The sequence below is a fragment of the Mesorhizobium sp. WSM4830 genome (assembly GCF_055811495.1).
In genome coordinates this window covers 136,603-152,743 of record NZ_JBVVQI010000002.1, presented here as the reverse complement: position 1 = coordinate 152,743, position 16,141 = coordinate 136,603, and the positions used below count along the sequence as shown (strand labels likewise).

13 protein-coding genes and 1 pseudogene are annotated in these 16,141 nt (G+C 60.8%); 8 read left to right on the top strand and 6 right to left on the bottom strand.

Translation table 11 applies throughout. From position 1 onward, the window contains the following. Positions 1-5: 5 nt before the first annotated feature. The 3 genes and pseudogenes from AC0L2Y_RS03565 to AC0L2Y_RS03555 all read right to left on the bottom strand — a co-directional run bounded on the left by AC0L2Y_RS03565 (position 6) and on the right by AC0L2Y_RS03555 (position 3,208). Positions 6-872: a carbohydrate ABC transporter permease gene (locus tag AC0L2Y_RS03565; RefSeq protein WP_352566885.1), complete on the bottom strand. Its 867-nt coding sequence runs from the start codon at positions 870-872 to the stop codon at positions 6-8. Beyond that, positions 869-1,729, bottom strand: coding sequence for a carbohydrate ABC transporter permease (locus AC0L2Y_RS03560; protein ID WP_023720572.1), 861 nt, complete (start codon positions 1,727-1,729; stop codon positions 869-871). Before AC0L2Y_RS03560 ends, AC0L2Y_RS03565 begins: the two co-directional genes overlap by 4 nt. A 206-nt stretch (positions 1,730-1,935) precedes the next feature. Further along, positions 1,936-3,208 (bottom strand): annotated as a pseudogene (locus AC0L2Y_RS03555) (extracellular solute-binding protein). A 106-nt stretch (positions 3,209-3,314) separates the two neighbouring features. On the opposite strand from AC0L2Y_RS03555, the gene AC0L2Y_RS03550 reads away from it, so the two are divergent. Next, the gene (locus AC0L2Y_RS03550; protein ID WP_352566883.1) at positions 3,315-4,187 is read left to right on the top strand and encodes a helix-turn-helix domain-containing protein; all 873 of its coding nucleotides are present in this window, start codon (positions 3,315-3,317) and stop codon (positions 4,185-4,187) included. 3 nt (positions 4,188-4,190) lie between these two features. On the opposite strand, the gene AC0L2Y_RS03545 is transcribed toward AC0L2Y_RS03550, so the two are convergent. Both AC0L2Y_RS03545 and AC0L2Y_RS03540 read right to left on the bottom strand, forming a co-directional pair. Continuing rightward, positions 4,191-5,429 carry a M24 family metallopeptidase gene (locus AC0L2Y_RS03545; RefSeq protein ID WP_473553874.1) on the bottom strand — a complete coding sequence of 413 codons (1,239 nt, stop codon included), beginning with the start codon at positions 5,427-5,429 and terminating at the stop codon, positions 4,191-4,193. A 214-nt stretch (positions 5,430-5,643) separates the two neighbouring features. Beyond that, a complete protein-coding gene (locus tag AC0L2Y_RS03540; protein ID WP_473553872.1) occupies positions 5,644-5,982 on the bottom strand; it encodes a hypothetical protein in 339 nt (112 codons plus the stop codon). A gap of 814 nt (positions 5,983-6,796) precedes the next feature. Here AC0L2Y_RS03540 and AC0L2Y_RS03535 point away from each other — a divergent pair. The 3 genes from AC0L2Y_RS03535 to AC0L2Y_RS03525 are packed head-to-tail and all read left to right on the top strand — an operon-like array spanning position 6,797 to position 10,450. Continuing rightward, a complete protein-coding gene (locus tag AC0L2Y_RS03535; RefSeq protein WP_352450264.1) occupies positions 6,797-8,011 on the top strand; it encodes a glycosyltransferase family protein in 1,215 nt (404 codons plus the stop codon). A gap of 1 nt (position 8,012) precedes the next feature. Next, the gene (locus AC0L2Y_RS03530; RefSeq protein WP_352665280.1) at positions 8,013-9,257 is read left to right on the top strand and encodes a glycosyltransferase; all 1,245 of its coding nucleotides are present in this window, start codon (positions 8,013-8,015) and stop codon (positions 9,255-9,257) included. Next, positions 9,254-10,450 (top strand): glycosyltransferase family protein, encoded by a 1,197-nt coding sequence (locus AC0L2Y_RS03525; RefSeq protein ID WP_473553869.1) that lies wholly within the window; start codon positions 9,254-9,256, stop codon positions 10,448-10,450. Before AC0L2Y_RS03530 ends, AC0L2Y_RS03525 begins: the two co-directional genes overlap by 4 nt. Positions 10,451-10,673: 223 nt before the next feature. On the opposite strand, the gene AC0L2Y_RS03520 is transcribed toward AC0L2Y_RS03525, so the two are convergent. Further along, a complete protein-coding gene (locus AC0L2Y_RS03520) occupies positions 10,674-11,342 on the bottom strand; it encodes a methyltransferase domain-containing protein (RefSeq protein ID WP_473554187.1) in 669 nt (222 codons plus the stop codon). A 130-nt stretch (positions 11,343-11,472) separates the two neighbouring features. Here AC0L2Y_RS03520 and AC0L2Y_RS03515 point away from each other — a divergent pair, with 130 nt between their 5' ends. The 4 genes from AC0L2Y_RS03515 (at position 11,473) to AC0L2Y_RS03500 (ending at position 16,109) form a co-directional block, all read left to right on the top strand. Continuing rightward, the gene (locus tag AC0L2Y_RS03515; RefSeq protein WP_352566874.1) at positions 11,473-11,793 is read left to right on the top strand and encodes a hypothetical protein; all 321 of its coding nucleotides are present in this window, start codon (positions 11,473-11,475) and stop codon (positions 11,791-11,793) included. Positions 11,794-11,810: 17 nt separating this feature from the next. Further along, a complete protein-coding gene (locus tag AC0L2Y_RS03510; protein ID WP_473553865.1) occupies positions 11,811-14,525 on the top strand; it encodes an ABC transporter transmembrane domain-containing protein in 2,715 nt (904 codons plus the stop codon). A gap of 157 nt (positions 14,526-14,682) precedes the next feature. Next, entirely contained in the window at positions 14,683-15,132 is a 450-nt protein-coding gene (locus tag AC0L2Y_RS03505) for a cyclic nucleotide-binding domain-containing protein (protein ID WP_023675957.1), read from the top strand. A 122-nt stretch (positions 15,133-15,254) separates the two neighbouring features. After that, positions 15,255-16,109, top strand: coding sequence for an MBL fold metallo-hydrolase (locus AC0L2Y_RS03500; RefSeq protein WP_473553863.1), 855 nt, complete (start codon positions 15,255-15,257; stop codon positions 16,107-16,109). Positions 16,110-16,141 lie beyond the last annotated feature (32 nt).

The window sequence follows — 16,141 nt, the reverse complement described above, 5'->3', positions numbered from 1 at the left end:
GATCCTTACTTGATGGCGCCGGCGGCGATGCCGGCAACGAAATGGCGCTGCAGAAGCACGAACACGACGAGCATTGGCGCTGTCAGCATCACCGCGCCCGCCATGATGCCGCCCCAGGACACCTTGGTGAGACCGATCAGCGTGCCGAGCGCCACGGGCGCGGTCATTGCGCCCGGCTTGGAATTGATCAGCAGCGGCCAGAGATAATTGTTCCAGGAGGCAAGGAAGAGGATGATGGCGAGCGCCGCCAGCATCGGCCGCGCCAGAGGCAGTGCGACAAACAGGAATATCCGCCATTCCTTGACGCCCTCGACCTTGGCGGCGTCGAACAGCTCGTGCGGCATCATCGAAAAACTCTGCCGCATGAACAGCACGCCCAGCGAGTTGAACAGCGGCGGTACGATCAGCGCCACCCAGGTGTTGGCGAGCTTGAAGTCGCGCGCCACCATGATGAATTGCGGGATCAGCACGACCGCATAGGGCAGCGTGATGGTGCCGAAGATGATGGCGACGACCATGCCTTTGCCGAAGAAGTTGTAACGCGCCAGCGCCCAACCGGCCATCGAGGTCAGCATCACCGACAGGAAGGTATAGGTCACCGCCACCGAGACGGAGATGCCGATGGCGCCGATGAAATTGGTGCCGCGCTGCAGATTGCCGACATTGTCGAGGAAATTGCCGTGCGGCAAAAGCTCGATGTCGGGGCTGAAGATGCCGTTGTCGGGCATCGTGGAAAAGACCACCATCATCCACAGCGGAAACAGCCAGACCAGCGCCAGCGGCGTCAGGAACAGATGCAGTGCGATGCTGCGGCCCAATCTGGCCTGGGAACGGCTGACCCGTGAATGGCCGATTCGGGAGCGCGAGGTCATTTCGGTTCCCTCGTCAACCATATCTGCACCAGCGAAATGGCGATCGCCAGTCCGGCCATGGTGTAGGCGATGGCCGAAGCGTAGCCGAAATTGAGCGACCGGAAGCCTTGGCGGTAAAGCAGCAGCCCGAGCGTTTCGGTGCCGCCGCCCGGCCCGCCGCGCTCGGTGATCAGGAAGGGCTCGGTGAACAGCTGCATGGTGCCGATGATCGACAGCACGGCGCAGAACACGATGATCGGCTTGAGCAGCGGCAGCGTGATGTAGAAGAACTGTTTGACCTTGCTGACCCGGTCCAGGGTCGCCGCCTCGTAGACATCCTCGGGAATCGACTGCAGGCCGGCGAGCAGGATGATGGCGTTGTAGCCGGCCCAGCGCCACGTCACCGCCATCATGATCACCGCCATCGCCGGGGTGACGTTGGTAAACCAGTCGACACTGGGCAGGCCGATGCTGTTTAGCAATTTGTTGATGATGCCGTAGTCGAGATTGAACATCAGCCGGAAAACCGCCGAATAGGCGACTTCGCCGACCACGACCGGCGCGAAGAAGGCAAAGCGGAACAGGCCACGGGCCTTGAGCAGCGGCGAATTCAAAAGCACTGCCATCACAATCGCCAGCGAAATCATCACCGGCACCTGGATGACAAGGATCAGCAATGTGTTCTTCAAGGCATTGAAGAAGGCCGGATCGCCGATCAGCCGGCCCCAGTTGAAGGTCGGCGCGAACCGCCACGGCACGGTGCGCGTTGCCTGGAACGAGATCAGGAAGGAATCGATGATCGGCCACAGCCAGAAGATCGAAAAGATCAGCAGATAGGGCGCGAGGAAGCGATACGCCGTGGCGTTCTGGTAGCGCATCGTTTTCCTCCTTTCTGCTTTTCAAGTCTCTTGCCTTCTCCCCTTGTGGGAGAAGGTGGATCGGCGCGTAGCGCCGAGACGGTTGAGGGGTGATGGCCGGAGTGCCGCCGGCGCCAAGCTGGAGCACCCCTCATCCGTCGCCTTCGGCGACACCTTCTCCCACAAGGGGAGAAGGGGAGCCGCGCACCGGAGCCGTCTCGTCTAGATCACGACTTGACCGGCAGGCCGGTCGCCGCGGCGATCTGGCTTGCGGCATCGTCGAGCGCTGCCTTGGCGTCGGGATAGCCGCCGGCCAGATATTTGGTCTGCACCGCGCGGATGATGATCTCGGCGTCGCTCTGGAATGGCGTGCCGCGGCTGGGTACGACCTTGGGCAAGGTGCCGAGGATCTCCTTCCACACGGCCTGGCCACCCCAATAGGGCAGGCCTTCGGAGACATAGGGGTCGTTGAGGGCCGAGATCAGTGACGGCACCAGGCCGAAGCCTTTCAGCATGGTGATCTGGCCTTCATTCGTCGCAAGCGTGTATTTCAGATAGGCGTAGGCGGCTTCCTTGTTTTTCGACACCGAGGTGATGGCGAGCGAGGAGCCGCCGAGATTGGCGGCGCGCGGACCGTCGGCGGTCAGGCTCGGCATCAGATAGACGCCCCATTTGCCTGCCCCATCGGGCGATTCGGTGCGCACGGTGCCTTCATACCAGCCGCCATACATCTGCGTGGCGACCTTGCCGGCGGTGTTGTTGGTGATCTTGGTGCTCCAGTCGGCCGAGGAAATGATGCCGGCGTCCTTCATCTCCTTGATCTTGGTCATGGCATCGACGCATTTGGGCTGGTTGACCGTGATCGATTGACCGTCGGCGGAGAAGTAGGCGCAGCCCTGCTCGTTGGAAATCATGCGGAAAAATTCGGAATCGCCGTTGAAATCGGCGTTGGTCATCGTGACGCCGGGATTGGCGGCCTGGATCTTCTTGGCGGCGGCGATGAAATCGTCCCAGGTCTTGATCGAGGACGGATCGACGCCGGCCTTCTCGTAGAAGTCGCGGCGGTAGAACATCGCCACCGGGCCGGAATCCCAGGGCATCGCGATAGGCCTTGTCGTCAACCTCGAGCTCGGTGCGCTTGAAATCGGGGAATTTTGCCTGGTCTTCCGCGGTGTAGCCGAGCGTGTGCAGGTCGACGAAGCAATCCGGGAACTGGCTCCAGTAGTTTTCGGCTTCGCCGTTCTCGATCGTCACGATGTCCGGCAGCCCCTCGCCGCCGGCGGCACAGCCGGCGATCGACTTGTCATAGGTCGGCTGGTTGCCGAGGTCCTCGACGGTCACCTTGATGTCGGGATACTGCTTGTTGAAGCCCGCTATGGTGGCCTTCAGCGACGAAGCGGCGATATTCCAGCTCCAGATCGTGATTTCACCGGACTGCGCAAAGGCCGGGCTGGAGCCCAAGGCAAGCGCGAGCGCGGCGCAGGTCAATTTTATGCGCATTGAAATCCTCCCATTTCAGTTGCTCTCTGTTTGCGAGCGTGGCTAGACTAGGCCTCGGGGACGTCTTGTCCGCGACAAAGGGAATAAGAAATGAGCGGAAAGTAAGATGCCGGAAAGGCCGTTTTACCAGCCCGGCGCCAGCAGCGTGGAGGGCCTGCCGCTGCTGCTGCAGATGTTCCACACCCAGCCCCTGGTGATGCTCAAGCCGCATTGGCACGCCCAGGTCGAGGTGAATTTCATCGTGCGCGGCGCCGTGCATTACCGCATGGACGGACACGGGCTTTCGCTCTCTGCGGGCGACATGTGCCTGTTCTGGGGCGGCCTGCCGCACCAGATGGACGAAGCCTCCGACGATGCCATCTACGCCGGCGCGCATCTGCCGCTGGTGCATTTCTTCCGGCTGCATTTGCCCGCCGACGTCCGCAACAGGCTGATGACCGGCGCGACGCTGGTGACCGACGCCACCGACCGGTCGGACGACCACAATTTCGAGCGCTGGAACCGCTATGCCCGCTCCGGCGACCCGGTCAAAGCCGAGCATGCCGTCAACGAGCTTTTGCTGCGGCTGGAGCGGGTGCGGTTCGAGCCTTACCGGCTGGTGCCCGAAACCCCGGTCGAACAGGAGATAGGCAGTCCGTTCGATCAGCAATCGCTGCGCAATGTCGGGCGCATGTGCGACTTCATCGCCGAGAATTTCCTCTACGAGATCGATTGCGTCGACATTGCCGCGGCGGCCGACATCCATCCCAAATACGCCATGAGCATCTTCAAGAAATCGACCGGCATGACGCTCAACGAATATGTGAATCTGCTGCGCCTCAGCTACGCGCAGGCGCTGCTGATGCATCAGGATGCCAATGTGCTGCGCGTCGCCATGGAATCGGGCTTCGGTTCGCTCAGCGCCTTCAACAAGTCATTCCGCAAGCTTGCCGGCATGTCGCCGTCGGATTTCCGCAAGGGCGTGCCGGGAGTGAGGTGACGGTCAGCCGATGGTCCCCAAACCCCTCGGCAAGCGGTTCATCGGCGATGGCCCGTTGGCGGTGATCAGGAACTGGTCCTCGAGATTGAAGCTGGCGAGACCGTCGATGTAGAGCGGGATCTCGAATGCCAGCACCATGCCGGCTTCGATCACGACATCGCTGTCGGCCGAGATGAACGGCCATTGCTCCGAAAATACGGAATGGCCGACGCTGTGGCCGAAATGGCCGCGGCGATAGGAACGCAGGCCCTGGCGCGCCAGGCTTTCGCTGGCGGCGCGATGCACGGCGGCGAGCGGCTTTCCGGGCATAAGCGCGGCAAGCCCGTCGGCGAAGGCGCGTTCGGCTATCGCATGTAATTCGGCCTGTTCGGGCGACGGTGGCCCGAAGGTGAAATTCCGCGACATGTCCGAGGCATAGCCGTTCACGCTGCAGACCATGTCGGCCTTCAGCGGATCGCCTGCGGCGGCGACCGCATCGGCGCTTTTGGGGCGAGCGCCCAGCGTGACGTATTCGGCTGTCGAGATTTGCTGCGATGACCCGGCGGCTGCATCCGCGACGCCTTGCCGGTAGAGCGCGACCAGCTCCGACTGACGCATGCCGGTCGTCGCATGGCGCTGCAGCCGCGACAGGCCGGCTTCCGACACGACGATGCCCTGCTGCAGAAGGCCGATTTCGCTCTGCGATTTGATTGCCCGCAGCCTGTCGAGAACCGGCGAGCAGTTGACCAGTGCAGTGCCCGGCAACATCGCCTGCATCGCGGCAAAATCGCTGGCCGAGACAAAATCCAGTTCGATGCCGAGCGTCGCACGCTCCAGCCCGAATTCTGCGAGGATCGTTTTCAGCTCGCGGACGGAGCGGGCAAGCTCGAAGGTCGCCGGACGTGAAAAACCGGGCTCGCGGCCAACCAGGCCGGCCTCGATGCGCTGCGCCACGGGCCGATCGGCCGTCGCCGGCTCGAGCGACGCCGATTCGATCCAGATCGGATGCGTGCGCACCACGGCGCCGGCCATCGCCGCCCGGAGCTGGGCAGCCTGGAAATCCGCCACCACGACGCCGATCGGCAGGTCGCCTCGCTTCGGGATAACGACGAAACCGGCGCCGGCCCGCCGGAACAGGCCGGCCGGGCCGATCCAGGCGCCGGTGGCATATTGGAACGCCTCGGGTTCGCAAACCACCAGCGCCTCGATGCCGGCGCGCTGCATCAGGTCAGTTGCGCGCTCGCGGTCGACAAAGCCGGTCATGGGATCTCCTCGCATGCAATCGAATCCGACGCCGATGCGGCGGCACTGGCCTCAGCGTAGCTTCAGTGCCGCGGTGGAGCAGCTCTTTTCTGGAGGTGCCGTTCACCTGCCGACTTAAATCAAAAGCCTAGAGAGTTCGAACGCCAGGAGAGGAAAAGAAAAAAGCCGCGGCGAACCACGGCTTTCAACGCAACAAGTTGCCTGTTTCGAGCCCCTATTCGGTTTCGTCCGAGGTGTCGTCGGCAGTGTCTGCCGCGTCTTTCGCGGCCTGTCTTGCCAGCGCTGCCTGCAGGGCCAGCGTGGCCTGCGGTGAGGCCGGTGTCGTCGCAACGACCGCCGCTGCATGAGCGACTCCGGTCGTCGACTTGTCCTTGGCCGCGGCGGAAGTGGCGGCTCCGTGTCCCTGCGAGCCGGCCCCGGCCGAGTTTCCGCCGTTGCCGTTGCTGCCGCCATTGCCGTTGCCATTGCCATTGCCGCCGGGAGCAGCGAGGACCGGAGACGCGACAAGGGCAAGAGCGGCTACAGTTGCGAATAGACAGGTGCGCGTTTTCATAATTCCTCCTTCGAGTCGCCCTCCCGTCAGGATGGGTTCCAGATGAAAAACGTCAGGACTTCCGAGTCCGAAAGTCGGCTTACCTAGCTTTGTTCAAATACAGTATTCTACAAGACGGACCTTGGTCCGAAATCGACACGCAAAAGTCCTGAATTTTATCGACAGCGTACTTCGCACGACCGCAGCGGCGGGATTTTTGCTGCCGGCAGATTGTCCGGCGCCGCTACAGCGCAGTGTGCGATCTTGGCGCCAGGAACCGCCGACCATTCAACGCCGGCCGAAGAATCGGCTGAATTCCGAAAATCAAACCGGCACCGCGTCGTCCATGGCGTCCAAAAAGCTAGTGAGTTCAATTGGCTCGCCCGAAAAGAGTCGAACTCCTGACCCCCAGATTCTGGTCTGAGAAGCCGAGATCTGGGCGGTTCGAACGTGTCCCCTACTCCGTCAACGCTCCGGCTTCCCACGGCCAAGGCACATCATGGTTTAGGAGCTTGGCTTAGACGCTCGAAGTGAAGTACCCAACCCATACCTTATTCCATTCTGGAGCTTCCACGTTGATCGTAGCGGTCAAGGCTGCCGAGAATCCGAGATGGTCAATACCAGTGAAATGGTGCAGGTTCTTCTGGACCTACGTGGCAAGCAAGCCGCCGAGCAGACGTAGCTTCCTGATTTCAGCATATGGACCCTCTTTGTAATACGAATTGAAAATTGCGCCCTCATGTTTCAGAACAGGTCGGTAGACCCGCGAGGATGGTTTCGAATCCCGCGGGTCGCTCACGGTCCTCAAGGCGAGAATTCTAAGAGACGTTCAACAATGACCCAGCACGCAGAAAACGCTCGAATTCTCATGTACAGCCACGACACGTTCGGGCTCGGCCATTTGCAGCGCTGCCGGACTATCGCGCATTCGCTGGTCGAGGATTTCCGCGGACTTCAGGTGCTTATCATTTCGGGTGCGACTATCGCTGGCGCCTTCGACTACCGCGCCCGTGTCGACTTCGTGAAGATCCCCAGCGTCATCAAGCTGCGCAACGGCGAATACACCTCGCTGGAAAAGGACATCGATCTGCATGAGACGCTAAGGATGCGCCAGTCGATCATCCGCCATACAGCTGAGACCTTCCGGCCGGATATCTTCATCGTCGACAAGGAACCGCTCGGCCTGCGCGGTGAGATTGAGGACACGCTGTCCTACCTCAAGACGCGGGGCACCACGCTGGTGCTTGGCCTGCGCGAGGTGATGGATGCGCCGCATCTGCTCGAAGCAGAGTGGGCACGCAGAGACGTTATGCGCAAGATAGGCGTCTTCTACGACAAGGTCTGGGCCTATGGTCCGCCGGATTTCTACGATCCGTTGACCGGCTTGGATGTGCCCCCGGCTGTCAGGGCAAAGATGAGGTTCGTCGGTTTCCTGCAACGGAGCCTGCAGCGGAACGAGTTGCCCGGCCACCGGCCCGAGGGCGACTATATCCTCGTTACTACCGGTGGTGGCGGTGACGGCGCCGATCTGATCCACGACGTCATCGATGCCTATCAGCAGGATCCGCAATTGCAGCATAGAGCCCTGATCGTGCTTGGGCCTTACATGCCGGCGCGCAAGCGCAACAAGCTGCTCAAGAAGGGGTCCAAGATCCCCTACATCAAGATCATCGAGTTCGACAACCGCATGGAAGACCTGATTGCCGGCGCCAAGGCGGTAGTGGCGATGGGCGGCTACAACACCTATTGCGAGATACTGTCTTTCGACAAGCCGGCGCTGATCGTGCCGCGCGTCGAGCCCCGCCGGGAACAACTGATCCGCGCACGGCGCGCAGCCGAACTCGGCCTCATCGAGATGCTTTTGCCGGAAGAAGCCGAGGATTCCCGGCGGTTTGCCGATGCACTGAAGGTGCTGCCGGACCGGCCCCGCCCATCGCAGAGCAATCCGCATCTGACGCTGGAGGGGCTGCCTCATATTTCCGAAATCGTCGCGGAACTGCTCGACCGGCGGGCCGGCCATCACCTTTCGGTCATTGAAGGAATGACCTGAGTTGCAACATCGCAAGATCGTCGTGGTTCTGAAGGGTTATCCGCGGCTGTCCGAAACCTTCATCGCGCAGGAACTGCTCGGTCTTGAGCGTGCGGGGTTCGACCTGATACTCGTCGCGCTCAGGCGGCCGACCGACGAAAAACGCCACCCCGTGCATGACGAGATCAAAGCGCCCGTCCATTATCTACCGGAATATCTGCATGAAGAGCCGCTGCGCGTGCTTCGCTCGCTGTTTGCCTATCTGCTGCGTCCGGGCTTCTGGCGCGCGCTCGGATCGCTGGCTGCCGATATGCCCCGCGACTTTACGCGCAATCGCGCGCGCCGCTTCGGACAAGCGCTCGTGCTGGCGGCCGAATGGCCAGAAGACGCGGCCTGGCTGCATGCACATTTCGCGCACACACCGGCATCGGTGACGCGCTATGCCAGTCAGCTTCGTGGCCTGCCCTGGACCTGCTCGGCCCATGCCAAGGACATCTGGACTTCGGCGGACTGGGATCTGGCCGGCAAGCTTTCCTCGGCGCGCTGGACGGTCACTTGCACGAAAACCGGCTTCGACCGTCTGAAAAAACTCGCTAACGGCAACTCGTCTGTGCATCTGAGCTATCATGGGCTCGACCTTGATCGCTTCGGCAGTTTCGGCGAGGCGCGAAAGCAGCATGACGGCTCGGCGCCGGACGAACCGGTTGTCGTTCTGAGTGTCGGGCGCGCCGTTGAAAAGAAAGGTTACGATACGTTGCTGCAGGCCCTTGCCCTGTTGCCCGGCGATCTGGCGTGGCGTTTCGAGCATATCGGCGGCGGCGAGGAACTGGAACGGTTCAAGGCGCTGGCGCAAAAGCTCGGCCTGGATGGTCGAGTCTCTTGGAAAGGCGCGCTTGCGCAGGAGGAAGTGCTTGAGCACTACCGCCGCGCCGACATCTTCGCCCTGGCTTGCAGGATCACCGCAAATGGCGACCGCGACGGTCTGCCGAACGTTCTGGTGGAGGCGGCTAGCCAGCGACTTGCCTGCGTGTCGACCGATATTTCCGGCGTGCCGGAGCTTTTATCGCCGGATGAAACCGGGTTGCTGGTTCCGACGGAAAACCCGATTGCCCTGGCACAGGCGCTGGAGCGCCTGATCCGTGATCCCGTGCTCCGCGACCGCCTCGGCGACGCCGCGGAGCGGCGCGTGCGCGGCAATTTCGATCATATGGCAAGCATTGGACAGCTCAAGGAACTGTTCGAGCGGGAGTGGCGGGCCGCCGAATGAAGCGGCTGCGCGCTTTCTTCTATGTCCAGCACCTGCTCGGCATCGGCCATCTCGCGCGCGCCAGCCGCATTGCAGCGGCTCTGGTCGATGACGGGTTTGACGTAACCGTCGTGACCGGCGGAGCGCCGATCGCCGGGTTTCCGGGATTGGGAGTAAAATCTGTAACCCTGCCACCTGTCACCTCCGGTGATGAAGGATTTTCGGGACTTGTCGACCTGCAAGGCAACCCGATCGACGATGATTTCAAGAAATGGCGTTCAGAGATGCTGCTGCAGGCATTCCGGCATTGCAGGCCTGATATCGTCATTGTCGAGGCGTTTCCATTTGGACGCCGGCAGATGCGTTTCGAACTCTTGCCGCTGATCGAGGCCATCGACGCGACGTCGCCCAGACCGCTGCTGGCGACGTCCGTCCGGGATATCCTCCAGGAGCGCGTCAAGGCGGGCCGAAACGAGGAAACGGTCGATCTCATCAACAGGCATTTCGATCTTGTTATGGTCCACGGCGATCCGGCTTTCGCAACCATCGACAAGACATTTCCACTGGCTGGGGCGATCAGGGCCGAGGTCACCTACACAGGGCTCGTTGCCGCGCCGCCATCGCCCGCGGCCTCCGAGCGCTTCGACGTTCTGGTGTCGGTTGGCGGCGGGGCTGCCGGAAAGAGCCTTGTCAGCTCTACCATCGCAGCTGCGCGGAAGGCCAACAACGTTTGGAAATGGTGTTTGATCACCGGCCCAAACCTGCCGAAAGACGAGTTTGACGCGATCGCACGCGATACTACGCCGGGCCTGTCCATCTTCCGGTTCCGCGAGGATTTCGCCAGCCTGCTGACCGGCGCCCGCCTGTCGGTCTCGCAGGCGGGTTACAACACGGTCTGCGATCTCCTGCGCGCGGGTTGTCGCTCCCTGCTCGTTCCATTTGCAGCCGGCGGGGAAACCGAACAGACGGTTCGCGCCCTGATGCTCGAAGAACTCGGTCTTGCAACGGTGCTGATGGAAAAGCACCTAACGCCTGAAGGTTTGGCGCAAGCGATCGAACAGGCGCTTGGGGGACCGACGCCATCCGCGCATCGTCTCGATCTGGAAGGCGCGCGTCGCTCGGCGCAAATCCTGCGCGAGCGGTATCGAACATGGTCCCTAAATGTGGGGCCCGGTTTCGGAAAAGTTCATGATCAAACAGACGAAAGAACCTAGAGCGGTTCATCGGTTCACGAAAACGCCGAACCGCTCTATCTCTTTGTTTTGACGCAATTCCCAAGGGAAAGCGCTACGCGCTTTTTCCCGGAAAACCGTTTCACACTGTTCCTGGAATTGCTCTAACGCGTCGCGTCTGGTGAGATTCGTGCGACGCGCTTCAAGTCCTGTCTTTATGCGGGTCGTTGTCCCAAAACCGCTACGCGCTTTTGGGCGAAATGCATCAAACAGTTCCAATCAGCATGAAGCGCGTATAATTTTTTGTCGGCAGTTCGCCGGAGAACCGCACCTCCCGTAGCGCCACCATTTCCTCGAAGGCTGCAAGCGAAGCCACGCAGTTGATGTGCGTCGGCTCGCTGAAATAATCGTTCGATTGCAGCAGTACATTCGTGCCCGGCGGAAGCAGAGCAAGCCAGGCGCGCAGATCGGCTATGTGTTCGCAGCTCGTATTGACCATCAGGTCGGGCCGCCCGGCCGCATAGTCGAGTGCGTACATATCTGCCGTCAGTGCCCGGAACCGGTCGCCGGCTTCCCGGTTGAGGGTCCGGGCGACCGGCGCGACTTCGGGATCGATGTCGATGCTATCGACCGCCGCGATGTCGAAGCGGGCGTCGTTGAAAAGCATTGCCGGCAATACGCCGTACCATCCACCCAGAACCCATATGCGCCCGAACCGGCCGCCGCAGCTTTCGAACAGTCGGTCGAGCGCCCACATCTTGCAGGCGACCTGCTTGTGGTTGAAGGCGTTGGCGATATCGGCCTTCGGATGCTTGGCGACGACGCGCGCCAGGCCTGCCACGAGAGGGCAGTTGACATAAGCAGCAATTCCCCGCGTGAGGTCCAAGGCTTGCTCGTGCCAGTCCATGGCATTGCGTGGTTGCGTGACATCCATCATAATTCGTCTTGTATGTTGGGATTTTGGGCGACACAACGCAATCTTGCCTCCCGCAAGATTGTTTGATTCCGCGGACGTGATCATGCTGCAAGCCGCTTGGCTATTGCCCGGTGCCGGAGAGAGCCTGTTGCATCTGTCCGGATCATCGGCGTCCATCCGCCAGCACCAGCCGCGCAGCTGCGGCCTCGTGCTGTTCGGCTGTTCGCCAAAGCCTTACGAAAGCCGCGGACCGCTTGGCCAGCTGCTTTCTTCGCCGATCAACAATGCCCATGTCGTTGCCATCGACCATGCGCCGGAACTGGATCGCGCCGCCTCGCAGGTTCCCTGCATCGTTGACCGCAGGACCATGTCCGTGCACAGCAGCTTCGAGCCTGTCGTTGGCGACGAAGAAATTGCCGATACGCCATTCGCCAGCAGGTGCTTTTACATCCTGCGTCCTTCCAACTGAAGGGTCCACAGTCGCATATGGAAGCCAGCCTAGCCCGCTATATCTGGACGCACACCAAGAAGCAGCAGCTCTGGATATTGATGATCGTCGTGCTTTCGATGATCCCGTATTTCATGTCCTTCGACCTGCCGAAGCTGATCGTCAACGGCCCGATCCAAGGCAGGGGCTTCGAGCAACCGGGCGCAACCCAGCCATTCATGAGGCTACACTATAACCTGCCGTTCATTGGAGAGGTCCAGTTCTTCTCCGGTTTTCAGCTCGACCGCAAGGAGACCTTGTTTGCCCTGAGCCTTGTGTTCCTCTTGCTAGTCGTCATCAACGGCCTGTTCAAATTCTACATCAACACCTACAAGGGCCGCCTCGGCGAACGCATGCTGCGGCGTATCCGCTTCGATCTGGTCGACCGCGTGCTGCGTTTTCCGCCGGTTTACTTCAAGCGAGTCAAATCCGCCGAAGTGGCGACCATGGTGAAGGACGAGGTGGAGCCGCTGGGCGGCTTCATCGGCGACGCCTTCCTGCAGCCGGTACTGCTCGGCGGCCAGGCGCTGACGGCCATGCTGTTCATCATGATCCAGAACGTCTGGCTCGGAATGATAGCGGTCGTGATCGTGGCGATCCAGATCGTGCTCATCCCGCGAATGCGGCGGCGGCTGATCGTGCTCGGGCGCCAACGGCAGTTGACGGCGCGCGCGCTTTCGGGCCGGGTTGGCGAAATCGTCGACGGCATCGGCGCGGTTCACGTCCACGATACATCAAACTACGAGCGCGCCGACATAGCTGCCCGGCTCGGGCTCATCTTCAAGATCCGCTTCGATCTTTACCAATGGAAATTCATGGTGAAGTTCCTCAACAATTTTCTCGCGCAGCTCACGCCCTTTCTGTTCTACATGATCGGCGGGTATCTGGTCATCCTGGGGCGGCTGGACGTCGGCCAGCTCGTGGCCGTGATCGGCGCCTACAAGGACCTGCCCGGACCGATGAAGGAACTGATCGACTGGGATCAGGATCGGCAGGATGTCCAGGTCAAATATCAACAGGTCGTTGAACAGTTCACCGTCGAAGGTCTCATCGCGCCGAAAATCGGGGCATTGACGATCGACGATCCCGATCCGATGACCAAGCCGCTCTCTGCGATCAATCTGTCCATAGCAGACGATGGCGGTGCAATGCTTCTCAACCGCATCTCCCTCCAGGTCAAGCCGGGTGAGACGGTGGCGCTGGTCAGTACCGCAACAGGTGGAGCGGAGGCGCTTGCAGAAGCCTTCGCGCGGCTGAACTGGCCGGACAGCGGAAGGGTCGCTTCGGGCAGCGACGACCTGCTTGAACTCCCCGAAGCAGTAACCGGCCGGCGCATGTCGTATGCCTCGTCGGATGTTTTCCTGTTCCAGGCAAGCCTCCGCGACAACCTGCTCTACGGGTTGAAGCATGCGCCTCTGACATCGGTGCCTTATGACGGTGCTGCGGCAGATCAGCACCGCTGGAACATTCACGAGGCGCGCCGGTCGGGCAATCCGGATCTTGATATCCACAGCGACTGGATCAACTATGCTTCCGCTGGCGCTACCGGCCCGCACGACCTCTTTGAAGCCGTGCGCCGGGTGCTCGACGCGGTTGTTCTGTCGCGTGACATTCTGGATCTTGGCTTGCGCTCTTCGGCCGACCTCACGCGTCACACAGAGCTTGCCAGGCGGATCGTCGAACTGCGTGCGGCGCTGCGGAGCCGGCTGGAACAAGAGGGGCTGAGCGGACTTGTGGTTCCTTTCGAACCAGGCGCCTACAATAAGGAAGCAACGATCGGCCAAAACCTGCTCTTCGGCGCTGCCGCCGGCCCCGAACTGGCCGACAGGGCCCTGGCGGCCAATCCCTATTTTGCTTCCGTGCTGAGGCAAGCCGGCCTCGACCGCACGCTCTACGAAATGGGCTTAGAGATCGCCAAACAGGCGATCGAGCTGTTTGCCGACCTGCCGCCCGATCATCAGTTCTTCCAGCAGCTCGCCTTCATGAGCGCGGAGGAGATACCCGCCTACGAAACCTTGCTGCAACGGCTCAAGAACCGTCCCTACGAGGCGGTTTCGGAGAACGATCGCGCCATGATCGTCACCTTGAGCTTTGCCTATATCGAGCCCCGGCACCGCTTCGGCCTGCTGAGCGACGAGCTGATGAGCAAGATCGTCGCTGCACGCAACCGGTTCCATGAAGACCTGCCGCCCGAGCTGCACAATGCGGTCGAACGGTATGATCCTGCCAAATACATTGCCGCGGCCACCGTCATGGATAATGTCCTGTTCGGGCGTGTGGGCAACAATCATCCCGACGCGCCGGACCGCATACGCTCCATCGTCTATGACATTCTCGACGAACTGGGGCTTTATGGCGAACTTCTGGATGTCGGCCTGGACTTCAACGTCGGCTCCGGGGGCAGGCGACTCACCGGTGGACAGCGACAGAAGCTTGATGTTGCCCGGGCCTTGCTCAAGCGTCCCGATTTTCTCATTCTCAACCGGCCGCTGTCGGCGCTCGACCAGCGCATGCAGGATAAGGTGCTGCGAAATGTGCTCGAGGAAGCCAGGCGCGACGGCCATTCGCCGGCAATTGTGTGGGTCGTGACGAATCCGGCAATGGCGATGATGTTCGATCGCGTTATCGTCTTCGACTCGGGTCAATTGGCGGAAGACGGATCACACGAGACACTTTTGGCAGGGAACGGTATCTTCAAGGAACTGTTGTCATAGAGCAACGGACATTCAGATGGGATCATTCTGCCGGTGCACGACATCGGGCCCGCCACCTTTCGCGTGGTTTGTCTCGCGGTTCCGGAAAGAGAATTGATTCCATCTGGGCGTCCGTTGCTCTAGTCTGGCAAACGCGAATTTTGGAAGGTTTGCGACAATGCTGCTCAAGGATGAAGTTGGAATGCTGCAACGCGTTCCCTTGTTCTCTGCCATCGAGCCGACAAAGCTCAAGCTGCTTGCGTTCACATCCGATCGTGTGAGCTACAGCGCCGGCCAGATCCTTTTCCGGCAGGGCGACGAGGGAGACGCCGCCTATGTCATCCTTTCAGGCAGGGCGGATATTCTTGTCGATTCCGACAGCGGACCGATAAAAGTTGCCGAACTGGAGCCAAATTCGATCGTCGGCGAGATCGCCATATTGTGCAACAGCTCCCGCACTGCCACCGTCAGAGCGGCAAGTCCGCTGGAAGCCCTGAGAATCCGCAAGGATCATTTCCTGAGGCTTATGAGGGAGTTCCCGGAAATGACCATCGAGATATTGCGGGTTCTTGCCGATCGCCTAAGCCATACGACGGCGGATCTGATCGACGCACGAAGCGCCAAATAACGAAGGACGTGCGCTCGATCCTCGCCGTCGTGACGGCACTGTCCTCTCGCTGAGAAGGTCACCCGGAGAGAGCCTGTCTCGCCTAGCAGCAGTTGTCTGGATATGATGGGCGAAGGGGTAGCATGGACGACAACGTTTTCCTGGTCAGGTTTTGGGGTGTCCGCGGCAGCATTTCGGTATCAGGGCCAGAATTCTCTCGCTATGGCGGCAACTCAATCTGCGTCGAGATGCGATGCGGTAAGCATACGCTTCTGTTCGACGCAGGCTCTGGCCTACGGCCTGCCGGCGCGGCGCTTCAGGCGTTGGGCGTGACCGATTTCGACCTGCTTTTCACTCATTGCCATTACGACCACATCATCGGGCTGCCGTCTTTTGCGCCGATCTATGACCGGGGCGCCAAGGTTACGCTTTGGTCCGGGCATCTTGCAGGACACATGACGACCCGGCAGATGGTCGATGAATTCATGCGGCCGCCGTGGTTTCCGGTGAAACTGGAGGCCTGCAAGGCAAGCCTCGACTATCGCGATTTCGTATCCGGAGACGTGCTTCGCCCGCACGAAGGGGTGGTGGTCCGAACCGGCAGTCTTATGCATCCGGGCGGCTGCATAGGCTACCGGGTCGAATGGGGCGGCCGCGTCGTGGCGGTGATCACAGACACTGAGCACGAGCCGGACAAACTCGATCAGGCGGTGCTCGGCCTGATCGAAGATGCTGACCTCGTCATTTACGATTGCACCTACACCGAGGAGGAAATGGAACGCCGCCGCGGTTACGGGCACTCGACATGGCAACAGGGCGTCAAGCTCTGTGAGGCGGCCGGCGCGCGGAAGCTTGCGCTGTTTCATCACGATCCGACACGCACCGACAAGGAACTGGACAAGATCCAGAAACTGGCCAAGGACAGGTTTACCGGCGCTTTTGCCGCACGAGATGGCCAGACGCTCAAACTTCCAGTCTCATTGCGCAAAAAGCGCTGAGCTATTTTCCTCTATCTCTTTGTTCTGGTGCA